We start from the raw sequence: 19,696 nt of genomic DNA on the forward strand, positions 1-19,696 counted from the left end.
CGTCGTCATGAATGATGCGCGGCCGCTTCGGCGCCGCGCATCGCTGGTTCTGGCGACGCGATGGCGAATGAGGCCTGTGATGTGTTTTCACGCCGGTCGACGCGGCTCCCTCGTGCGTCGGATACCGGCACCACCAGGACAACAGTATGCAAGACGATAAGTCGACGGCACCCTCGCGTGACGCCGAGCTGGAGGCGCTGACCGCCAACGAGACCGGATCGCGTCACCCGAGCGGTCCGGTGGGCAAGTTGCTGCTCTGCGTAGCGGCGCTCTGGTCGCTATTTCAGTTATGGATCGCCTCGCCCCTGCCTTTCGTGTTCGGGTTCGGGATCTTCAGTGCCACCGAGGCACGTTCCATTCACCTGGCGTTTGCCATCTTCCTGGCCTTCATGGCCTATCCGGCCCTGAAGCGTTCCCCGCGCGATCGCGTGCCGCTGCTGGATTGGGGGTTGGCACTGGTGGGCGCTTTCGCCGCGTCTTACATGTATGTCTTCTACGAGCAGCTGGCGCAGCGTCCCGGCGCGCCGATCCTGCAAGACGTCATCATCGGGGTGATCGGCCTGCTCCTGCTGCTGGAGGCGACCCGCCGTGCACTGGGGCCGCCGCTGATGATCGTGGCTCTGGTCTTCATCGTCTATTCGCTGGCCGGCCCTTACATGCCGGGAATGCTGGCGCACCGTGGCGTCAGTCTCTATGGACTGGTCAATCACCAGTGGCTGACCTCGCAAGGCGTCTTCGGCATCGCCCTGGGCGTGTCGACCAGTTTCGTGTTCCTGTTCGTGCTGTTCGGTGCCCTGCTGGACAAGGCCGGCGCCGGCAACTATTTCATCAAGGTCGCCTTTTCGATGCTGGGGCACTACCGTGGCGGTCCCGCCAAGGCGGCGGTCGTCGCCTCGGGCATGACGGGGCTCATCTCGGGCTCCTCGATCGCCAATACCGTGACCACCGGTACCTTTACCATTCCCATGATGAAGCGCGTCGGGTTCTCGCCGACCAAGGCCGGCGCGGTCGAAGTGTCTTCCTCGGTCAACGGACAGATCATGCCGCCGGTCATGGGGGCCGCGGCCTTCCTGATGGTCGAGTACGTGGGCATTCCCTATGTCGAGGTCATCAAGCATGCCTTTCTGCCGGCGGTCATTTCGTACATCGCGCTGATCTACATCGTGCACCTCGAAGCGCTCAAGGCGAACATGAAGGGGCTGCAAAGCAGCAACCCGGTGCGTCCTTTCCTGCAGAAGGCGGTAGGGTTCTTGACCGGGCTGATCGGCATCATGGTGCTGGCGCTGGTCGTCTATTACGGCCTGGGCTGGCTCAAGCCGGTGCTCGGCGAGGCCATGCCCTGGGTGGCGGCGATAGGCCTGGCTGTGGTCTACGTGGGCTTGCTCAAGGTGGGGTCGCGCTACCCCGAGCTCGCCCACGACGATGCCAACAGCGAAATGACCGAGCTGCCGCAGACGCGGCCCACGGTTATGGTGGGGCTGTACTTCCTGTTGCCCGTCGTGGTGCTGGTGTGGTGCTTGATGGTGGAACGTCTGTCGCCGGGCCTCTCGGCGTTCTGGGCGACGGTGTTCATGATCGTGATCATCCTGACCCAGCGTCCGCTGGAAGCGTTCTTCCGGGGACGCGGGGGCCTGGGCCAGGAGGTCAAGCGTGGCTGCATCGATCTCTGGGAAGGGCTGATCGACGGCGCGCGCAACATGATCGGCATCGGTATCGCCACGGCGGCGGCGGGGATCATCGTCGGTGCCGTCTCGCAGACCGGTGTGGGGCTGGTGCTCGCGGATCTGGTCGAAACGCTGTCGATGGGCAATCTGCTGTTGATGCTGCTGCTCACCGGGGTGCTGAGCCTGATCCTGGGCATGGGACTGCCGACCACGGCCAACTACATCGTGGTCTCCGCGCTGCTGGCACCGGTCATCGTGCAGCTGGGGCAGCAGAACGGCTTGATCGTGCCGTTGATCGCGGTGCACCTGTTCGTGTTCTATTTCGGCATCATGGCCGACGTGACGCCGCCAGTGGGGCTGGCGTCGTTCGCCGCCGCGGCGATCTCCGGGGCCGACCCGATTCGTACCGGTTTCCAGGCGTTCTACTACAGCCTGCGTACCGCGGCCTTGCCGTTCTTGTTCATCTTCAACACCGACCTGCTGCTGATCGACGTGAATCTCTGGCATGGCCTGCTCATTTTCGTGGTCGCCACGGTGGCGATGTTGATCTTCGCCGCCGCGACGCAGGGCTACATGCTGGTGAAGAGCCGCTGGTACGAGAGCCTGTTGCTCCTGCTGGTGGCGTTTACCCTGTTCCGCCCGGGATTCTGGATGGATACGATTCACGATCCGTATCGCGATATCCCGCCCGCGCAGTTCGAGCAGGCGCTGGGTGCCATCGACGATGACAGCAACCTGCGTGTCAGAATCGACGGCCTCGATGCCTACGGTGCGCCGACCAGTTTCGTGATCCTGGTGCCGGCGCCGGATGGTGATACGGGTGCCGAGCGCATGCAGAACCTGGGGCTGACGCTGATGCAGCAGGATGGCAAGACGCTGGTCGACATGACCGAGTTCGGCAGCCAGGCGGAGAAGCTGGGCTTCGACTTCGATCAGGAAATCGTCGCCATCCGTGCGCCAGTGGAACGCTGGCCGAAAGAGTGGATGTGGATACCCGGGCTGGCAGTCTTCGCTCTCGTGGTCTGGCTGCAGCGTCGGCGGCGTCAGGCGCCCGATGCGGTGACCTGATCGCCGTATCGGACTGCCATCGTGACTTGGGCGCCCGTCCCCTAGTGGGGCGGGCGTCTTCGTTTACGGTCCACGGCAGATCCACGAGAGCGCTTGATGGTGGCAGGGCGCAGCGGCGACCGGGATTTTTTGCGACAATGGCGAGCATGCGGCCCGGTGCCGCCATTCTTCCGTTCCCACGTCACGCGAGGTTGTCATGGTCACGCTGTCTGCGATTCACCTGTACCCCACCAAATCCACGGCAGGGCGCTCGCAAGACGCGGCCTGGGTTGGAGAAGAGGGGTTGGCGGGTGACCGCCGTTTCATGGTCGCCAAGCCCGATGGGACCTTCCTGACCGCTCGCACGCACCCGCAGCTCCAGCGTGCCATGACGACCTTCGATGGTGAGACGCTAACGCTTGCTCACCCTGAGCTGCCGACGCTGCACATGGCGGTGGCGGATTTCGCACGCGCAGCGTTCGCCACCACGGTCTGGGCCGACGACTTTCAGGCCTTGACCACGCACCCTCGTCTCGATGCCTGGTTCAGTGAGGTTGCGGGAGAGCCGGCGCGGTTATTGTGGCTGGGCGAGCAATCCCCGCGTTACCGCGACAGCATCGCACGGCGTGTCAGCTTCGCCGACGGCTATCCGTTGATGCTGGTTTCCGAAGCCTCGCTCGCCGATCTCAACACGCGGACCGACGATATGCATGTCATGGCGCAGTTTCGTCCCAACCTGGTGGTCGCCGGCACCGAGGCCTACGCCGAGGATACCTGGCGGCGCATTCGTATCGGCGAGGTCGTGATGCGCGTGGGCAAGCCGTGCTCGCGTTGCGCGATGATCAGCGTCGATCCCGCCACGGGAACGTTCAAGGCCGGCCGGGAGCCGTTGCGAACCCTGGCGAGCTATCGGCGCGGCGAAGGCGGCAAGGTGTATTTCGGGCAGAATCTCATCGCCGAAAACGAAGGGCGCATCATGCGTGGTGCGCCCGTCGAGGTGCTGGAGCATGCCCTCTGATCGAGGCATCAATGGCCCGGGGCGGGCATGAAAATGTGGCGGTCCGGTGATAGGGTCACGCCTATCACCAAAACGCGGCTATCGGGTATCAACATACGGTGAGTCATGCAGGAAACGGTAGTGAGACGATGCAATAACAGGTACCGAGGCTCGCGATGCCTGGTGATCGCCATCCTCGTGGCGCTGGTCGGCATGACGTCGGCACAGGCAAGCTCGTTGCCGACTCCCCGGGGGGAGGTGATGCTGACGGTGAGCGGCGATATCGTGCGTACCAACGGCGACGGCGTGGCTCGCTTCGACCGCGCCATGCTGAGAGGCTTGCCTCAAGGCACCATCGTGACGCATACGCCCTGGACCGCGGGGGTGTCGCGCTTCGAGGGGCCGCTGCTGAGCGGGCTCGTCGACGCGGTGGGGGGCCAGGGCGACTCACTGCATGTGGTCGCACTCAATGATTTCGCCGCGGACGTACCGCTGAGCGAGGCGCGGGATTATGGTGTCATCCTGGCCATGCGGCGTGATGGAGAGCCCATGCCGGTACGCGAATACGGCCCGTTGTTCGTGCTCTATCCGTTCGACGATCATCCCGAGTTGCAGACCGAGGCGGTACGTTTCCGCTCGGTCTGGCAAGTCTCGCGCATCGTCGTGGAGTGACGATGGCTTGGCGCTCGCGTCTTCGTCTGGTCACCGGCTTGCCGCTGCGGCTCAAGCTCGGAGCCTCCGCGGCGATCCTGTTTTTCGCCGCTGCGTTGGTCGTCGTCAGCCTGATCGTCTGGCGTCAGGAAGTGCTTGCCAAGAACGTGGCCGGCGATGCCGCCTGGGCGGCCTACAAGCTGGACCGCGAAACCATCCAGATGCGCAACGCGGTGCTGCAGGCCGAGGACACCCCGCAGGCGCTCCACGACGTACGCATGCGGTTCGAGCTGCTGTATAGCCGCATCAACCTGCTGCGCCAGGGCGAGATCGCGGAGCTGTTTCGGTCGTTGCCCGATGCGCGTGCCCTGGTGCCCGAGATTCTGTCGCGCAGCGATGCACTCGATGCCGCGTTGAGACGCATGTCGCCCGACACGCCGCGCCTGTCGGCCCTGGACGAGCGGCTGCAAGCCCTGAGCGGTCTCAGCGAGCGTCTGGTGGTGGCGGTCAATGCCTACCTGGCGCAGGCCAAGACGCGCGAGCGGGAAGTGCAGCTCACGCTGTACGCCACCTTGCTGGCGCTGATTCTGCTGATGTGCGGCGCCACCGTGCTGGTGATCCGGTTTCTGTTTCAGGAGGCCGGCGATAACATCGCCGCGCGCCAGGCACTGGAACACCTCAGTCAGGAGCTCAAGGACACCGCGCGCGAGGCAGAAAGCGCCAACCAGGCCAAGTCGGACTTTCTGGCCACGGTCAGCCACGAGATTCGCACACCGCTCAACGGCGTGCTCGGAATGACGGAATTGCTGCGTGAGCGGGAACTGGACGGGACCTCCCATCAATACGTCGAGACGATCCATGAAAGCGGCTCTCAGCTGCTGACCCTGATCAGCGACCTGCTGGATTTTTCCAAGATCGAAGCAGGGCACCTGGAGATCGAGCGCGAGACGTTTTCACTCCAGGCCCTGATCGACTCGCTGCTGCGGCTGCTCGAGCCCCGGGCCCAGCATGTCGAGCTGATCAGCGATGTGGCCCCCAGCGTGCCGTCGCACTCGCTGGGCGATGCCGGACGCTTGCGTCAGGTGCTCCTCAACCTGCTTTCCAATGCCCTCAAGTTCACCTCTCGTGGCAGTGTGACGCTGATCGTCAAGCCGATGCGCGGCGACTGGATGCACTTCGAAGTTCGCGATACCGGTTGCGGCATCGAAGATGCCGACCCGCAGCGCTTGTTCCAGCCGTTCTACCAGGGGGCTTCCGCCGTGCATTATCAAGGCGGTACGGGGTTGGGGCTGGCGATCAGCAAGCGTCTGGTGGAGGCCATGCAGGGGCGTATCGGGGTGTCGAGCCCCGCCGGGGAGGGCAGCCGATTCTGGTTCGAGCTGCCGCTGCCCAGCGCGAGCGAGACTCCGGCGACGGCTCCCCAGCAGGAAGCGGACGCGAGCGCGCGCGATACCTGCCCGGCGCCCTTGCTGGTGGTGGAGGACAATCCCGTCAACCGTCAGGTGGCGGTTGCCATGCTCGAGCGCCTCGGACAGACGGTAACGGTGGTCGATAGCGGGGAGGCTGCCCTGGAGCTGACCGCCGACACGCCGTTCGCCTTGATATTCCTGGACATCCGCATGCCGGGCTTCGATGGTCCGGAAACCGCCCGGCGCCTGCGTCAGCAGACCGGTCCCAATCAGGCCACGCCCTTGATCGCGATGACCGCCAGCGTGACGACCCTCGAGCATCAACGCGCGCTGGACGCCGGCATGGTCGAGGTACTGACGAAGCCCATTCGTCAGCAAGCCTTGCGCGACGTCTTGATACGCTACGGCCTGTGCGATGTCGATACCGAGCCGATGCCGGCGGCGGCGGCGCCCTCGGCGGCGGAAACGGACGCTGGCGAGCCGCCGTTGCTCGACAACCAGGCCTTCGCGATGCTGGGCGAGACGCTCGGCAAGGCGCAGCGCAGTGCGCTGGTCGCGGCCTGGCAGCATCAAGCGCGTCTTCTGGAGGATGCCCTGGAGGCCGCCATCGCGCAGTCGGACCTGGCACGGGCTGCCGAATTGGCGCATCGGCTCAAGGGTGAGTCGGCATCGCTGGATCTGGCATGTCTGGTACGCGACAGCGACCGGCTGGAGGCTGCCGCCCGTCAGGGCGACGTGGAGGAAGTCGGCCGGCAATGGGAGGCCTTGCGCCCTACCTTGGCCGCATCGCGGCAAGCATTGCGCATGGCCAACGACATGCCTCACTGACAATGGCGGCATACCGGTCCGTCGAGACGCTGAATCATCGGGAGAGATGACGAGATGCGCAAGCGCTGGTGGGTTGCGGGTGGTGTGGCGTTGCTGCTGGGCATGGGGGCCGGGACGGCGCAGTGGTGGTCGAGCCAGGCCGGTGAACGTGCTCTGGTGCGGTTGACCGAGCGCCTCGACGCGCAACCCGGGTGGCAGGCCTCGCGCCATGAGGTCGAACATGGGTGGCGACATTCGTCCGGCGTGCTGCGACTCGCGGCGGATGCCCCCGCCGGGCATGCACCCTTCGACATCGTTTTACCCTACCGCATGCGACACGGCCTGCTCGCTACCCGCCTCGACGGCGAGATCGAGCTGCCCCGGATGGACGAGTCGCGGTGGCAGACCAGCGAGGCACCGACATGGCACGCCACCTATCGCACTCTGACGCGCGAGATGACGGGGCGCCTGGTCTGGTCGACGGCGACCCTGCGCGGGGAGGCGGCGTCACGGGCCCGCCTCGGCGCGGGCGAGCTCACCTTGTCCGGTCATGTCGGGGACGTGCGCTATCACCTGCATTCGGCGCCCTCGCGTCTGACCCGTGAAAACGGCGGCATCCTGTCGGGCGAGCTCGACGTCCAGGGCCGCTTTCGTGGCGATGCTCGCCGGTTTCGTCACACCCTGTCGCTTTCCCTGGCGGAGTTGCGTCTGCTCGGTGGCGCGCCGTTCGCGTTGGAGAATGTCTCCCATGAAGCCGACATTCGCCTGGACGACGACGCCTTGCACTACCGTGGCGAGGGCCGGGTCGGTTCCGTCGTCGTGGGCGGCGAGCAGGTGGCGTCGGGACGACTCGCGCTGTCGCTGACAGACGTCGATGGCGAGGCCGTGCGAACCTTGATCGCGCACATGCGCGACCAGGCGGTGGCGTCGGCCGAGAATGACACCGTCGCCCCCGGCACCGTCGACTGGGAGCGCCTGACGCCGGTGCTCGTCGCGCTGTTGCAGGACTCGCCGCGCCTGATCCTGTCGTCCTTGCAGGTGTCGAGCGAGGCATTCGGTGTCGATAGCCGGGCGCACGGCGAGATGATGCTCGACGGTGATGATCTGGCGCCCCTGGCGGCGCGCTCGGTGACGACCTCTGCCTTCTGGCGGCATCTGCAGCGACGCCTGAACGGTCGAGTCACGCTGCGCGATGCACCGCCACTGCTGTCGCTGTATCTAGGGTTGTCGCCGGACACGTCGCGCCTGGAGTTTCGCGTGTCGCAAGGCGAGTGGCAGGTCAACGGACAAGCGCTCCGCTGGTAACCGGCAGGACATCCAGGCTTGAAGTTCGCGTGGCGCGCCCGCATCCCTTTGGCAAATGCGGCATTTGCCCGACGAATCTCAAGGTGAACGATGAGCGAACACGACCAGGATCAACCCCGGGACTTCGACGCCCCACGCGACGGGTCTCCGCGCAACACCGATGACACCCTCTCCGAACGGGATGGCTCGACGTCCCATGGCGGAGCTGTCGTGCCGACCCAGGAGTACTTGCCCGAGCGCATCTACTTGCTGCCGATTCACAACCGGCCGTTCTTCCCCGCTCAGGTGCAGCCACTGGTCATCCACCGCGAGCGCTGGCAGGAGACGATGGATCGGGTCGACAACACGCCGCATCACAGTGTCGGCGTGGCCTATGTCGGCGATGCCGGCGTCGACGAGCTGGGGCCCGACGATTTTCCCGAGATCGGTACGGCGGTGAAGGTCCACCGCACCCAGGTGGAAGATCAGCAGATCCAGTTCATCGCGCAGGGGGTGCGGCGTTTTCGCATCGTGCGCTGGCTGTCGAAGAAGCCCCCGTACCTGGTCGAGGTGAGCTATCCGAAGGAGCCCATCGAGGCCAGCGACGAGGAAGCGCGCGCCTACGCCATGGCGATGATCAACGGCATCAAGGAACTGCTGCCGATCAACCCGCTGTACGGGGAGGAGCTCAAGCACTACCTCAATCGCTTCAGCCCGCATGAGCCCAGTCCCCTGACCGACTTCGCGGCCGCCATCACCTCGGCCAAGGGGGGCGAGCTGCAGGAGGTGCTCGAGACCCTGCCGGTGATGTCGCGGATGCAGAAGGTCCTGCCGCTGCTGCGCAAGGAAATCGAGGTCGCGCAACTGCAAAGCGAGATCAGCGAGCAGGTCAATGCGCAGATGCAGGAGCGCCAGCGCGAGTTCTTTCTCCGAGAGCAGCTCAAGGTCATCCAGCGCGAACTGGGCATTTCCAAGGACGACCGCGAAAATGACGTCGATACGTTCCGCGAACGGCTCGAGAACCTGCAGGTACCCGAGCATGTCATGGAGCGCATCGAGGACGAACTGGGCAAGCTCTCGGTGCTCGAGACCGGCTCGCCCGAGTACGGCACCACGCGCAATTATCTCGACTGGCTGACCTCGCTGCCCTGGGGCATCACCTCCGAGGACCAGCTCGATCTGCCGCGCGCCCGCAAGGTGCTCGATCGCGACCACGATGGCCTGACCGACGTCAAGGAGCGCATCGTCGAGTTCCTCGCCGAGGGCACTTTCAAGGGCGACGTCGGCGGCTCCATCCTGCTGCTGGTCGGCCCGCCCGGGGTGGGCAAGACCTCGGTAGGGCGCTCCATCGCCGAGGCGCTGGGACGCGAGTTCTATCGCTTCTCGGTGGGCGGCATGCGCGACGAGGCCGAGATCAAGGGTCACCGTCGTACCTATATCGGTGCGATGCCGGGCAAGCTGGTGCAGGCGTTCAAGGAGGTCGAGGTCGAGAATCCGGTGATCATGCTCGACGAAGTCGACAAGATGGGGCAGTCGTTTCAGGGGGATCCCGCCTCGGCGCTGCTGGAAGTGCTCGACCCCGAGCAGAACGTCGATTTTCTCGATCACTATCTCGACGTGCGCATGGATCTCTCCAAGGTGCTGTTCGTGTGCACTGCCAATACGCTGGACTCGATCCCGCCGGCGCTGCTCGACCGAATGGAACAGATTCGTCTCTCCGGCTACATCGCCGAGGAGAAGATGGCCATCGCCAAGCACCACCTGTGGCCCAAGCTGCTCGAGCGCGACCGCATCCCCAAGAAGCGGATCAATCTCACCGATGCCGCGCTCAGGAAGGTCATCGAGGGCTATGCCCGCGAAGCCGGGGTGCGTCAGCTGGAGAAGCAGCTGCATCGGATCGTGCGCAAGGCGGCGGTGGCGATGCTCGAGAACGAGCAGGAGACGGTCAAGATTTCGGTGAACAACCTCGAGACGTTCCTGGGGGCGCCGATCTTCCGCAAGGAGAAGGTGCTCAAGGGTGTCGGGGTGGTCACCGGTCTGGCGTGGACTTCCATGGGCGGGGCGACGCTGCCGGTCGAGGCCGCCCGCGTGCATGCGAAGTCACGCGGTCTCAAGCTCACCGGCCAGCTCGGCGACGTGATGCAGGAATCGGCGAACATCGCCTACAGCTACGCCATGGCCCACCTCAAGGAGTTCAGCGGCGATCCGACCTTCTTCGACGAGACGCATGTTCATCTCCACGTCCCGGAGGGGGCGACGCCCAAGGATGGGCCATCGGCCGGCGTGACGATGACCACTGCCCTGTTGTCGCTGGCCAAGCAGCAGCCGGTGGGGCGTCCGCTGGCGATGACCGGGGAGCTGACCCTCAGCGGCCAGGTGCTGCCGGTGGGCGGCATACGCGAAAAGGTGATCGCCGCGCGGCGCAGCGATATCTTCGAGCTGATCCTGCCCGAGCCCAATCGCCGCGATTACGAAGAGCTTCCCGATTACCTCAAGGAGGGAATGACCGTGCACTTCGCCAATCGCTACCGGGACGTGGCCAAGGTCGCCTTCGACTGAGAGCCCCGTCGGTGACATTTCCCGCCTGATATTGGGCGCGATCGGATGTCCGATCGCGCCCAACGTCGTTACAATGGGGCTACCCCTTGCTGCGAGGGGCGTGCCCGTTCGCTTTCTCGAGCGCCGCTCCACAAGAGCCATCACGCCCACGCAACGTCATGTGACCGTGACACCCGAGACGCATGCCGCCCGTCATCGTTCGCTGGATCATCGCAGCCGGCAGGCGTCGCCGAACATCCGCCCGTGGGGCATACCGACACAACAGGAGCACTTGATGAGCCAGCAGGACTCCCCCGCCAACGCCGATCACCGTCGCCGTCATTCCTCCATCGTGGTCGACGGCCCCGGCAAGGCCGCCAGTCGCGCCATGCTGCGTGCCGTCGGATTCACCGACGAGGATTTCAAGAAGCCGCAGGTGGGGATCGCCTCGACCTGGAGTCGCGTCACGCCGTGCAACAGCCACATCAACGTGTTGGCCGACGCCGCCAGTGACGGCGCCGACGCCGCCGGTGGCAAGGGCGTGGTCTTCAATACCATCACCATCAGCGACGGCATCGCCAACGGCACCGAAGGCATGAAGTATTCGATGGCCTCGCGCGAGATCATCGCCGATTCCATCGAGGCAGTCTCCGGCTGCGAGGGGTTCGACGGAGTGGTGGCCATCGGTGGCTGCGACAAGAACATGCCCGGCTGCATGATCGGCCTGGCACGTCTCAACCGGCCCAGCATCTTCGTCTACGGCGGTACCATCCAGCCCGGTGCCGGGCACACCGACCTGGTCTCGGTATTCGAGGCGATGGGCGCCTACTCCCAGGGCAACAAGTCGCTGATCGAGGTCAAGCAGATCGAGGAAGTCGCGATTCCCGGGCCGGGCTCCTGTGGCGGCATGTACACCGCCAACACCATGGCTTCGGCGATCGAGGCCATGGGCATGAGCCTGCCCAATTCGTCGGCTCAGGACGCGGTATCCCAGAGCAAGAAGGACGATAGCCGCGCCGCCGGCGAAGCCGTGCTCAAGCTGCTCGAGCTGGACATCAAGCCCTCGGACATCATGACCCGCAAGGCGTTCGAGAACGCCATCACCGTGGTCATCGCCCTCGGCGGTTCCACCAATGCCGTGCTGCACCTGATTGCCATGGCCAACACCATCGGGGTCGAGCTCTCGCTCGACGACTTTACCGAGATCGGCAAGCGCGTACCGGTGCTCGCCGACCTGCGTCCCAGCGGTCATTACCTGATGAGCGAGCTGGTGGCGATCGGCGGCATTCAGCCGATGATGAAGATCCTGCTCGATGCGGGGCTGCTCCACGGCGATTGCCTGACCGTGACCGGCAAGACGCTGGCCGAGAACCTGGCCGACGTGACGCCTTATCCGACGGGGCAGGAAATCATCAAGCCGCTGGAGGCACCGATCAAATCGAGCAGCCACCTGCGCATTCTCTACGGCAACCTGGCGCCAGAGGGAGCGGTGGCCAAGATCACCGGCAAGGAAGGTACCCGCTTCACCGGGCGTGCTCGCGTGTTCAACTCCGAGGAGGAGGCCCAGGCGCGCATCAACGACCTGACCGTGGCCGCCGGTGACGTCGTCGTGATTCGCTACGAGGGGCCGAAGGGCGGTCCCGGCATGCGCGAGATGCTGACGCCGACCTCGGCGATCATGGGCCGTGGCCTGGGCGACAAGGTGGCCTTGATCACCGATGGACGGTTCTCCGGCGGCAGCCATGGCTTCGTGGTCGGTCACATTACGCCGGAAGCCTTCGTCGGCGGCCCCATCGGCCTGGTCGAGGACGGTGACGAGATCACCATCGACGCCGAGAACGACATCATGACGCTGCATATCGACGACGCCGAGATGGCGCGCCGCCGTGCGGCCTGGAAGCGCCCGGCACCGCGTTATACGCGCGGCACGCTGGCCAAGTACGCCAAGACGGTCAGCTCGGCATCGAAAGGGGCGGTCACCGATCTGCCCGAAGCGCTGGACGATTGATCGCGGCATCTCGTTGCCAGGTATCCTTCAAGAACGAGGCCCGCGCTGTCGTGTCAGTGCGGGCCTCGCGGTAACGATCATGGCTCGGTCAGGCGGCGAGTTGCCAGGTGCTGGCAGCGTCGTCCATGATTAGCCACTGCTCGATGTCGTACCATAATAAATCCAGTAGCATTTCGAGACTCTCTTCCGAGCAGCACATAACGTCTCTCCGGGTGGCGGTGGCATGATGCATGGAGCCACCTTTCAGTATGGCTCGCGCGGTACCGGGCAGTGCGGTTTTTTGGTGACGCTTTGTCACGGTATGTGCCGATGGTCGGCAGTGGGGCGCCCGGGAGCGAGATCAGAGCAGGTAGCGCAGGAGCAGAAGGGATTCACGCATGACCGATGAGATCAAGGTGGGGCTGGTGGGCTATGGCTTCGCCAGCAAGACGTTTCACGCACCGCTGCTGATGGCGGACAGCGGCATGGCACTGACGGCGATTTCCAGCAGTGATGCCGCCAAGGTCAGGGCCGATTGGCCGCAGGTCGAGGTCGAGTCCAGCGCGGCATCGCTATTCGCGCGCGAGGATATCGACCTGGTGGTGATCCCCACCCCCAACGATACCCACTACGACCTCGCCAGCGCCGCCCTGGCCGCCGGCAAGCACGTGGTGATCGACAAGCCGTTCACGGTGACGCTTGCGGAGGCCGAGTCCCTGGCCGAGAAAGCGGCGCAAGCGAACAAGCTGCTTTCCGTGTTCCACAATCGGCGCTGGGACGCGGACTTTCTGACCGTGCGTGACCTGCTGCAGCGTGGCGATCTGGGGCGGGTCGCGCATTTCGAATCGCACTTCGACCGCTATCGTCCCGAGGTCAAGGCGCGCTGGCGCGAGACCGACACGCCGGGCGGCGGTATCTGGTACGACCTGGGCCCTCACCTGATCGACCAGGCGCTGGTGTTGTTCGGGCTGCCTCGCGACATATGGCTCGACCAGGCCTGCCAGCGGGACGGGGCGCAGGTCGACGATTATTTTCACGCCGTGCTGCGCTATGACCGGCTGCGCGTGATTCTTCACGCGGGCAGCCTGATGGCCGCGCCTGCGCCACGCTTTTCGGTCCATGGGACGCACGGCAGTTACGTCAAGCACGGGCTCGACCCCCAGGAGGACATGCTCAAGCGAGGTGACCGCCTGCCCACGCCGGAGTGGGGCGAAGACCATCGGCATGGACTGCATACGGTGGGCAAGGTGCGCGATGCCAGTGCACGCCCGGAACTGCGCGAAGTGCACACGCGTGCGGGAGACTATCCGGCCTATTACGCGGGGATCCGGCGAGCGATACGTGGCGAAGGCGCGAATCCGGTACCCGTGGACGAGGCGCTCGCCGTGATGCGCGTGCTCGAGGCGGGGCGGCGCAGTGCGGGGTCGGGCGCCGCCGAGCCAGTCGCGTGATGGGTGGCTGGTAGAGACAGGGCATGCATGGATTCGATGCGCGAATTCCTTGCATCATGCCGTTTCCTTGTCTAGGGTCTGTATAGGGTTAGGCCAAGGCGTTTTGCCAGGCGACCCAGGCGCTTCACCTGAATGTGAAGGCTGAGAGAATTAAGGAGGATTCGCATGAAACAGCAGTTGACCGCTCTGACGTTTGCCGCCCTGATGGCATTGCCCGCTGCCGGTGCGCTGGCGAACGATGACGGCGCGCCCGATACCAGCGCTCAGGTTGGCTCCGCCAACACCGAAGAAGGTTCTACCAAGGTGGAGGGTGGTACCGCCAGCGGCACGACCGAAGGTCATGTCGACGGGGAAAACAGCATTCCCGGTGGGGAGCAGGAAAATCTGAGCACCGAAACGGGATCCGCCAATACCGAACATGGCGACACCGAAGCGCAAGGCGGGACGGCCGCTGCGCCTTCCGCCGACGATGGTCCGGTACCGGAAAGCATGGAAGATCCTGCCGACAATCACGGTGTCGATTCCGCACAGGATGTCGATCCGAACTAAACGACAGTCCGCACCGAGCGGGATGACCGCAAGGCTCATGGATAGAGCCGGCACATCACAGGATGCGATGACGCGAGGCCCCGACATGTCGGGGCCTCGTTTCGTCGTGACCGACCAGTCGCCAGGTGTCGGCCCGTTGCCTTACCACCAGGCATCGTCGACGCGCTCGCTGCGCATACGGTCGCGTGCGATGAACAGCGCCGCGATGGCACGTCCTTCGTGGAAGTCCTCGCGGGCCAGCAGGCCGTTGATGTCCTCGAGAGGATAGCGCTCGACGATCAGGGGTTCCGGTTCGTCGCCGGGCAAGCGCTTTTCGTACAGGTCGGTGGCCAGCATCACGTGCATGCGGTGGCTCATGTAGTTGGGCGCCAGCGACAGCTCCACCAAGGGCTCGATGTGCCGGGCTCCCACTCCGCATTCTTCCATCAGCTCGCGATTCGCGGCGCTGACGACGTCTTCCCCGGGATCGACGAGGCCCTTGGGCAAGGTCAATGCATAGTCGTCGAAGCCCGCGGCATACTCGTGGATCAGCAGCACGTGGTCGGGGTCCGGCATGGCCACGATCATGACCGCACCGCCGCCATGACCGTTGCCGCTGCCCGTGAGGCGTTCGAAGGTACGTTCGGCACCGTTGGCGAACCGCAGTTCCAGCGATTCGATGGCGAACAAGCGGCTGCGTGCGACTTCGTGGCGCGCCAGGATGCGTGGCTTGGAACGCGTTCCGTCGGTCTCGGGCGCGAGCGGCGGGGTATCGCCTGAGCGGGAAGAAAAGGCCATGGTGTCTCCGTGCGGGTCTCTGCCATGCAGCGTACAATAAGAGCACAAGACCTTCGATATCCATCTTGGCGGAGCCCCGCATGATTGATTGGAACGCCATCGACACCGTACTGCTCGACATGGACGGCACGCTGCTGGACCTCCACTTCGACAGTCATTTCTGGCTGGAGCACCTGCCGCAGCGTTACGTGGAGCTGCACAAGCTGGATGCCCAGCACGAGCGCGCCTTGCGCGCGCGCATCATCGGCGAGCAGGGCACGCTCAACTGGTACAGCCTGGCGTACTGGAGCCGTGAGCTGGGGGTCGACGTGGTCGCGCTCAAGCGCGAGGTCCAGCATCTGATCGGCCTGCGCAGCGATGCCCTGGACTTCCTCAAGTGGCTCAAGCAGGCGCATCCGCGCGTGATACTGGCGACCAACGCCGACCGCGAGAGCCTGGCTCTCAAGTTGCCGTTGACCGGTCTCGAGGATTATCTCGATGCCATCGTCTCCTCGGCGGATGTGGGCTTTCCCAAGGAAGCTCCCGAGTTCTGGTTCGCGCTGCAGGACGTCGAGCCGTTCGACCCCGCACGAACCCTGTTCATCGACGACAATCCCTCGGTGCTGGAAAGCGCGCGTGAATACGGCATTCGCTATCTGCTGGGGATCAAGCAGCCGGACAGCCAGCGCCCCGAGCGCGAGCTAGAGGATTTCATCGCCCTCGAGCGCTTCGCCGCTCTCCTGCCGGAAGAAATGCCCGCGATCTCCAGGCGGTAGTCGATGCCGGGAAGCCTTGAAAAGCGCGGCGCCGGCGCCCACGTTATGCCCGTTCGCGCGGGGCGTGATTCCGTCCTGCATGGCGCGGCGCGATAAGGGGGAGCAATGAGCGACACGGTACGTATCGACAAGTGGCTATGGGCGGCACGCTTCTTCAAGACCCGGGGCCTGGCCAAGAAGGCCATCGAGGGCGGCAAGGTGCATTACAACGGTGGACGTGTGAAGACCAGCAAGGGCGTCGAGCTCGGCGCCCTGCTCAAGGTGCCGCAAGGCTGGGACACGCTCGAGGTCGAGGTGACCGGATTGTCCGATCAGCGTCGCGGGGCCGCCGAGGCGCGTGAGCTCTATCGCGAGACCCCGGCCAGCGCCTCGCGCCGCGAACGCGAGGCGCAAAACCGCCGCCTGGCCAATCAGAGCATGCAGGGGCCGCGCGGACGACCCGACAAGAAGCAGCGCCGCGAGATTCAGCACTTCCAACGCCATGGCTTCGACGATTGATGACGCCGGCGGCCGCCGTCGCCCTGCGTCTGTTTTGCCTTTCCCACTGTGACGACGACCGATCATGACCGACCAGATTCAACGTTTCCTTTTCGACGAGACCAACGTGCGCGGCGAAATCGTCGGCCTGCAACAGGCCTACGCCGACGTGCTCGACAAACACGCCTACCCGGCGGCGGTAAGACGCCAGCTCGGCGAGCTGCTGGGGGCCGTGGCTCTGCTCACCGAAACCGTCAAGCTCGACGGCACCGTCAGCCTCGAAGTGCGCGGTCAGGGTGCCGTGCGGCTGTTGATGGCGGAGTCCAACCCCGGGGGCGAGCTGCGCGCCATCGCACGCCTCGATGACGAGGCGGCGCTGCCCGAGGAAAACGCCTCGTTGACCGCCCTGGTGGGCGAGGCGCAAATCGTGATCACGCTGGACCCGCGCGACGGTCAGCGTTATCAGGGCATCGTCGCCGTCGAGGCCGATACCCTCGCCGCCTGCCTGGAAGATTACTTCGCACGTTCCGAGCAACTGGCCACCCGCTTGTGGCTGGCGGCCGACGGCGATCGCGCGGCAGGCATGCTGCTGCAGCAGTTGCCCGATGACGCCTCCAATCGCGACCCCGATGCCTGGGAGCGCACCGTGCACCTGGCCACGACCCTGAGCGATGCCGAGTTGCTTGACCTCGATCAACGCGAGCTGCTTTATCGGCTCTTCCATGAAGAGCAGGCCCGCGTCTTCGAGCCCAAGGCGTTACGCTTCGGGTGCACTTGTACGCGCGAGCGCATCGCCAGTGCCCTGCATGGCCTGGGCGCCGATGAGCTGCGCCACATCGTGCGCGAACAAGGGGCGGTCGAGACGCAGTGCCATTTCTGCCATAGCCATTATCGTTTCACCGCCGCCGATATCGAGACGTTGATCGAATCCCCGGGAGCGGGGGCGCCGACGTTGCATTGACGGCAACGTTTTCCGCGCAGGTCCTTTTTGCCATAATGTCCGCCCCCTCAGTCTCGCCATGGCCCGACAAGAGGCAACCCATTGCCCGGGTGGCCTTGGCGAGTAAGCATCGGTTAACGAGAGAGAACCGCCTCCGGGCCCAGGACACGATAATGACCACGACCCAAGCCGCCTCCCCGGCAGCCCATGACGCACGCCCCGTGCAGACGCATATCAATCTGAGCAGTGCCGCCCTGATCGAGCATGCCATCGCGCGTGGCGAAGGCCACCTGGCCGACAACGGTGCCTTCGTGGCGATCACCGGCCGGCGCACCGGCCGTTCTCCGAAGGATCGCTTCATCGTCAAGGAGCCTTCCACCGCGGATCTGATCGAGTGGGGCAGCGTCAATCAGCCGTTCGATGCCGACAAGTTCGATGCCCTGTGGGAGCGTGTCGAGGATTACCTGGCCGAGGGCGACAACTTCGTCTCCGAGTTGCACGTCGGCGCCGATCCCGAGCATTACCTGCCGATCCGCGTGACCACCGAGACCGCCTGGCACAATCTCTTCGGGCGGACGCTGTTCGTGCGTCCCGAGAGCTACAACCCCAAGGGCAAGAGCGAGTGGACCATCCTCAACGCGCCGCACTTCGAGTGCGTGCCCGAGCGTGACGGCACCCATTCCGACGGCACGGTCATCCTCAACTTCGCACGTCGCCGGGTACTCATCGCCGGCATGCGCTATGCCGGCGAAATGAAGAAGGCGATGTTCTCGGTGCAGAACTTCCTGCTGCCCGAGAAAGACGTTCTGCCCATGCACTGCAGCGCCAACGTGGGCGAGGACGGCGAGACCACGCTGTTCTTCGGTCTCTCGGGTACCGGCAAGACCACGCTATCCGCCGACCCGTCGCGCTACCTGATCGGCGACGACGAGCATGGCTGGGGCGAGGGTACCGTGTTCAACCTGGAAGGCGGGTGCTATGCCAAGTGCATCGACCTGTCCGAGAAGAACGAGCCGATCATCTGGCACGCGATTCGCTTCGGTACCGTGCTCGAGAACGTGGTGCTCGACGAGTGCCGCCATCCCGACTACAGCGATGACAGTCTGACGCAGAACTCTCGCGCCGCTTACCCTCTCGAACACATCGAGAAGCGCGTGCCGGAGAACCTGGCCGGCGAGCCCAGCGCGATCATCTTCCTGACCTGCGACATGAGCGGCGTGCTGCCGCCCGTCTCGCTGCTTTCCAAGGAAGCGGCGGCCTATCACTTTCTCTCCGGCTACACCGCCAAGGTGGGATCCACCGAGATGGGGGCCTCCGCCGGCCTGGAGGCGACCTTTTCGACCTGCTTCGGTGCCCCGTTCTTCCCGCGCCCCGCACGTGAGTACGCCGATCTCTTGATCAAGCGCGTCGAGGCCTTCGAGTCGCGCGTGTACCTGGTCAATACCGGCTGGACCGGCGGTGCCTACGGCGAGGGAGGCTCGCGCTTCAGCATCCCCACCACGCGCGCGATCATCGCGGCGATTCAGAACGGCGATCTCAAGGACGTCGAGACGCGCCACATCGACGGCTTGAACCTGGACGTGCCGGTGGCCGTGGACGGCGTCGACCCGACGCTGCTCGACCCGCGTCAGGCATGGTCGGACAGCGCCGAGTACGAACGTCACATGCGGGCGCTGGCGACGCAGTTCATCGACAACTTCGCCAAGTTCGACGGCGTCGATGACGCGATCATCGCCGCCGGGCCCTCGCTCGACTGAGCGAACCATTCGCGGAAACGCGCCTCTAACGGGGAGAGCCGGTTACCGGCTCTCCCCGTTGTGCATCGACAGGAGGGAATGCCATGCAGCGTCGTCGTTTTCTGGGGTGGCTGGGGGCCGCGGGTGCCCTCGGGGCAGTGCCGAGCCTCGTGCTGGCGCGCCCCAAGTTGTCCCTCGAGCGGGGGGCGGATGTCGAGCCGCTGACCCTGACGGATGCCGAGTGGCGGGAGCGTCTGAGTCCGGAACGCTACCGGATCCTGCGCGAGAATGGCACCGAGCCCGCGGGCAGCAGTCCGCTCGACAAAGAGACCCGGGCGGGGGAGTACCGCTGTGCGGGCTGCGACCTGCCGCTGTTCTCGTCGCGCACCAAGTATGATTCCGGCACCGGCTGGCCGAGCTTCTACGATCACATCCAGGGTCACCTGCTGACCGAGCTCGACTTCGTGCTGCTGATCCCCCGCACCGAATACCACTGCGCGCGCTGCGGTGGCCACCAGGGCCATGTCTTCGAGGACGGGCCGGCGCCCACAGGGCTGCGCTGGTGCAACAACGGCCTGGCGCTGCGCTTCGTACCCGACGCGACGTCCTGATCCGCCATCTGCGTCG

The 19,696-nt window shown here is 65.0% G+C and carries 15 protein-coding genes; 14 read left to right on the forward strand and 1 reads right to left on the reverse strand.

The window, feature by feature from the left end; genetic code table 11:
* Positions 1-146: 146 nt before the first annotated feature.
* The 9 genes from ABGX75_RS15260 (at position 147) to ABGX75_RS15300 (ending at position 14,384) form a co-directional block, all read left to right on the forward strand.
* On the forward strand, positions 147-2,732 hold the full coding sequence (locus ABGX75_RS15260; RefSeq protein WP_347411135.1) for a TRAP transporter permease: 2,586 nt from the start codon (positions 147-149) through the stop codon (positions 2,730-2,732).
* A gap of 196 nt (positions 2,733-2,928) precedes the next feature.
* Positions 2,929-3,729, forward strand: coding sequence for an MOSC N-terminal beta barrel domain-containing protein (locus ABGX75_RS15265; protein ID WP_224113707.1), 801 nt, complete (start codon positions 2,929-2,931; stop codon positions 3,727-3,729).
* 162 nt (positions 3,730-3,891) lie between these two features.
* On the forward strand, positions 3,892-4,380 hold the full coding sequence (locus tag ABGX75_RS15270; protein ID WP_317986249.1) for an oxidoreductase: 489 nt from the start codon (positions 3,892-3,894) through the stop codon (positions 4,378-4,380).
* 2 nt (positions 4,381-4,382) lie between these two features.
* Positions 4,383-6,596, forward strand: coding sequence for an ATP-binding protein (locus ABGX75_RS15275; RefSeq protein WP_347411136.1), 2,214 nt, complete (start codon positions 4,383-4,385; stop codon positions 6,594-6,596).
* A gap of 54 nt (positions 6,597-6,650) precedes the next feature.
* Positions 6,651-7,880, forward strand: a complete 1,230-nt coding sequence (locus ABGX75_RS15280; RefSeq protein ID WP_347411137.1) for a DUF945 family protein — start codon at positions 6,651-6,653, stop codon at positions 7,878-7,880.
* Between the two features lie 90 nt (positions 7,881-7,970).
* A complete protein-coding gene (gene lon / locus ABGX75_RS15285; protein WP_011507958.1) occupies positions 7,971-10,418 on the forward strand; it encodes an endopeptidase La in 2,448 nt (815 codons plus the stop codon).
* 274 nt (positions 10,419-10,692) lie between these two features.
* Positions 10,693-12,405, forward strand: a complete 1,713-nt coding sequence (gene ilvD / locus ABGX75_RS15290; RefSeq protein ID WP_011507957.1) for a dihydroxy-acid dehydratase — start codon at positions 10,693-10,695, stop codon at positions 12,403-12,405.
* A gap of 377 nt (positions 12,406-12,782) precedes the next feature.
* Positions 12,783-13,835 (forward strand): oxidoreductase, encoded by a 1,053-nt coding sequence (locus ABGX75_RS15295; protein WP_011507956.1) that lies wholly within the window; start codon positions 12,783-12,785, stop codon positions 13,833-13,835.
* A 165-nt stretch (positions 13,836-14,000) separates the two neighbouring features.
* Positions 14,001-14,384: a hypothetical protein gene (locus ABGX75_RS15300; protein ID WP_011507955.1), complete on the forward strand. Its 384-nt coding sequence runs from the start codon at positions 14,001-14,003 to the stop codon at positions 14,382-14,384.
* 141 nt (positions 14,385-14,525) lie between these two features.
* Here ABGX75_RS15300 and nudE read toward each other — a convergent pair whose 3' ends face one another.
* On the reverse strand, positions 14,526-15,161 hold the full coding sequence (gene nudE / locus ABGX75_RS15305) for an ADP compounds hydrolase NudE (RefSeq protein WP_110062215.1): 636 nt from the start codon (positions 15,159-15,161) through the stop codon (positions 14,526-14,528).
* A gap of 80 nt (positions 15,162-15,241) precedes the next feature.
* On the opposite strand from nudE, the gene yrfG reads away from it, so the two are divergent.
* The 5 genes from yrfG (at position 15,242) to msrB (ending at position 19,680) form a co-directional block, all read left to right on the forward strand.
* On the forward strand, positions 15,242-15,916 hold the full coding sequence (gene yrfG, locus ABGX75_RS15310) for a GMP/IMP nucleotidase (protein WP_035413742.1): 675 nt from the start codon (positions 15,242-15,244) through the stop codon (positions 15,914-15,916).
* Between the two features lie 105 nt (positions 15,917-16,021).
* A complete protein-coding gene (locus ABGX75_RS15315) occupies positions 16,022-16,414 on the forward strand; it encodes a S4 domain-containing protein (RefSeq protein WP_011507952.1) in 393 nt (130 codons plus the stop codon).
* Between the two features lie 64 nt (positions 16,415-16,478).
* On the forward strand, positions 16,479-17,354 hold the full coding sequence (gene hslO, locus ABGX75_RS15320) for an Hsp33 family molecular chaperone HslO (RefSeq protein ID WP_011507951.1): 876 nt from the start codon (positions 16,479-16,481) through the stop codon (positions 17,352-17,354).
* 152 nt (positions 17,355-17,506) lie between these two features.
* On the forward strand, positions 17,507-19,090 hold the full coding sequence (locus ABGX75_RS15325; RefSeq protein ID WP_035413744.1) for a phosphoenolpyruvate carboxykinase: 1,584 nt from the start codon (positions 17,507-17,509) through the stop codon (positions 19,088-19,090).
* A gap of 83 nt (positions 19,091-19,173) precedes the next feature.
* A complete protein-coding gene (gene msrB / locus ABGX75_RS15330) occupies positions 19,174-19,680 on the forward strand; it encodes a peptide-methionine (R)-S-oxide reductase MsrB (RefSeq protein ID WP_347411138.1) in 507 nt (168 codons plus the stop codon).
* The last annotated feature ends 16 nt before the right edge of the window (positions 19,681-19,696 follow it).

This window comes from Chromohalobacter sp., assembly GCF_039830575.1.
Lineage (GTDB): Bacteria > Pseudomonadota > Gammaproteobacteria > Pseudomonadales > Halomonadaceae > Chromohalobacter > Chromohalobacter israelensis.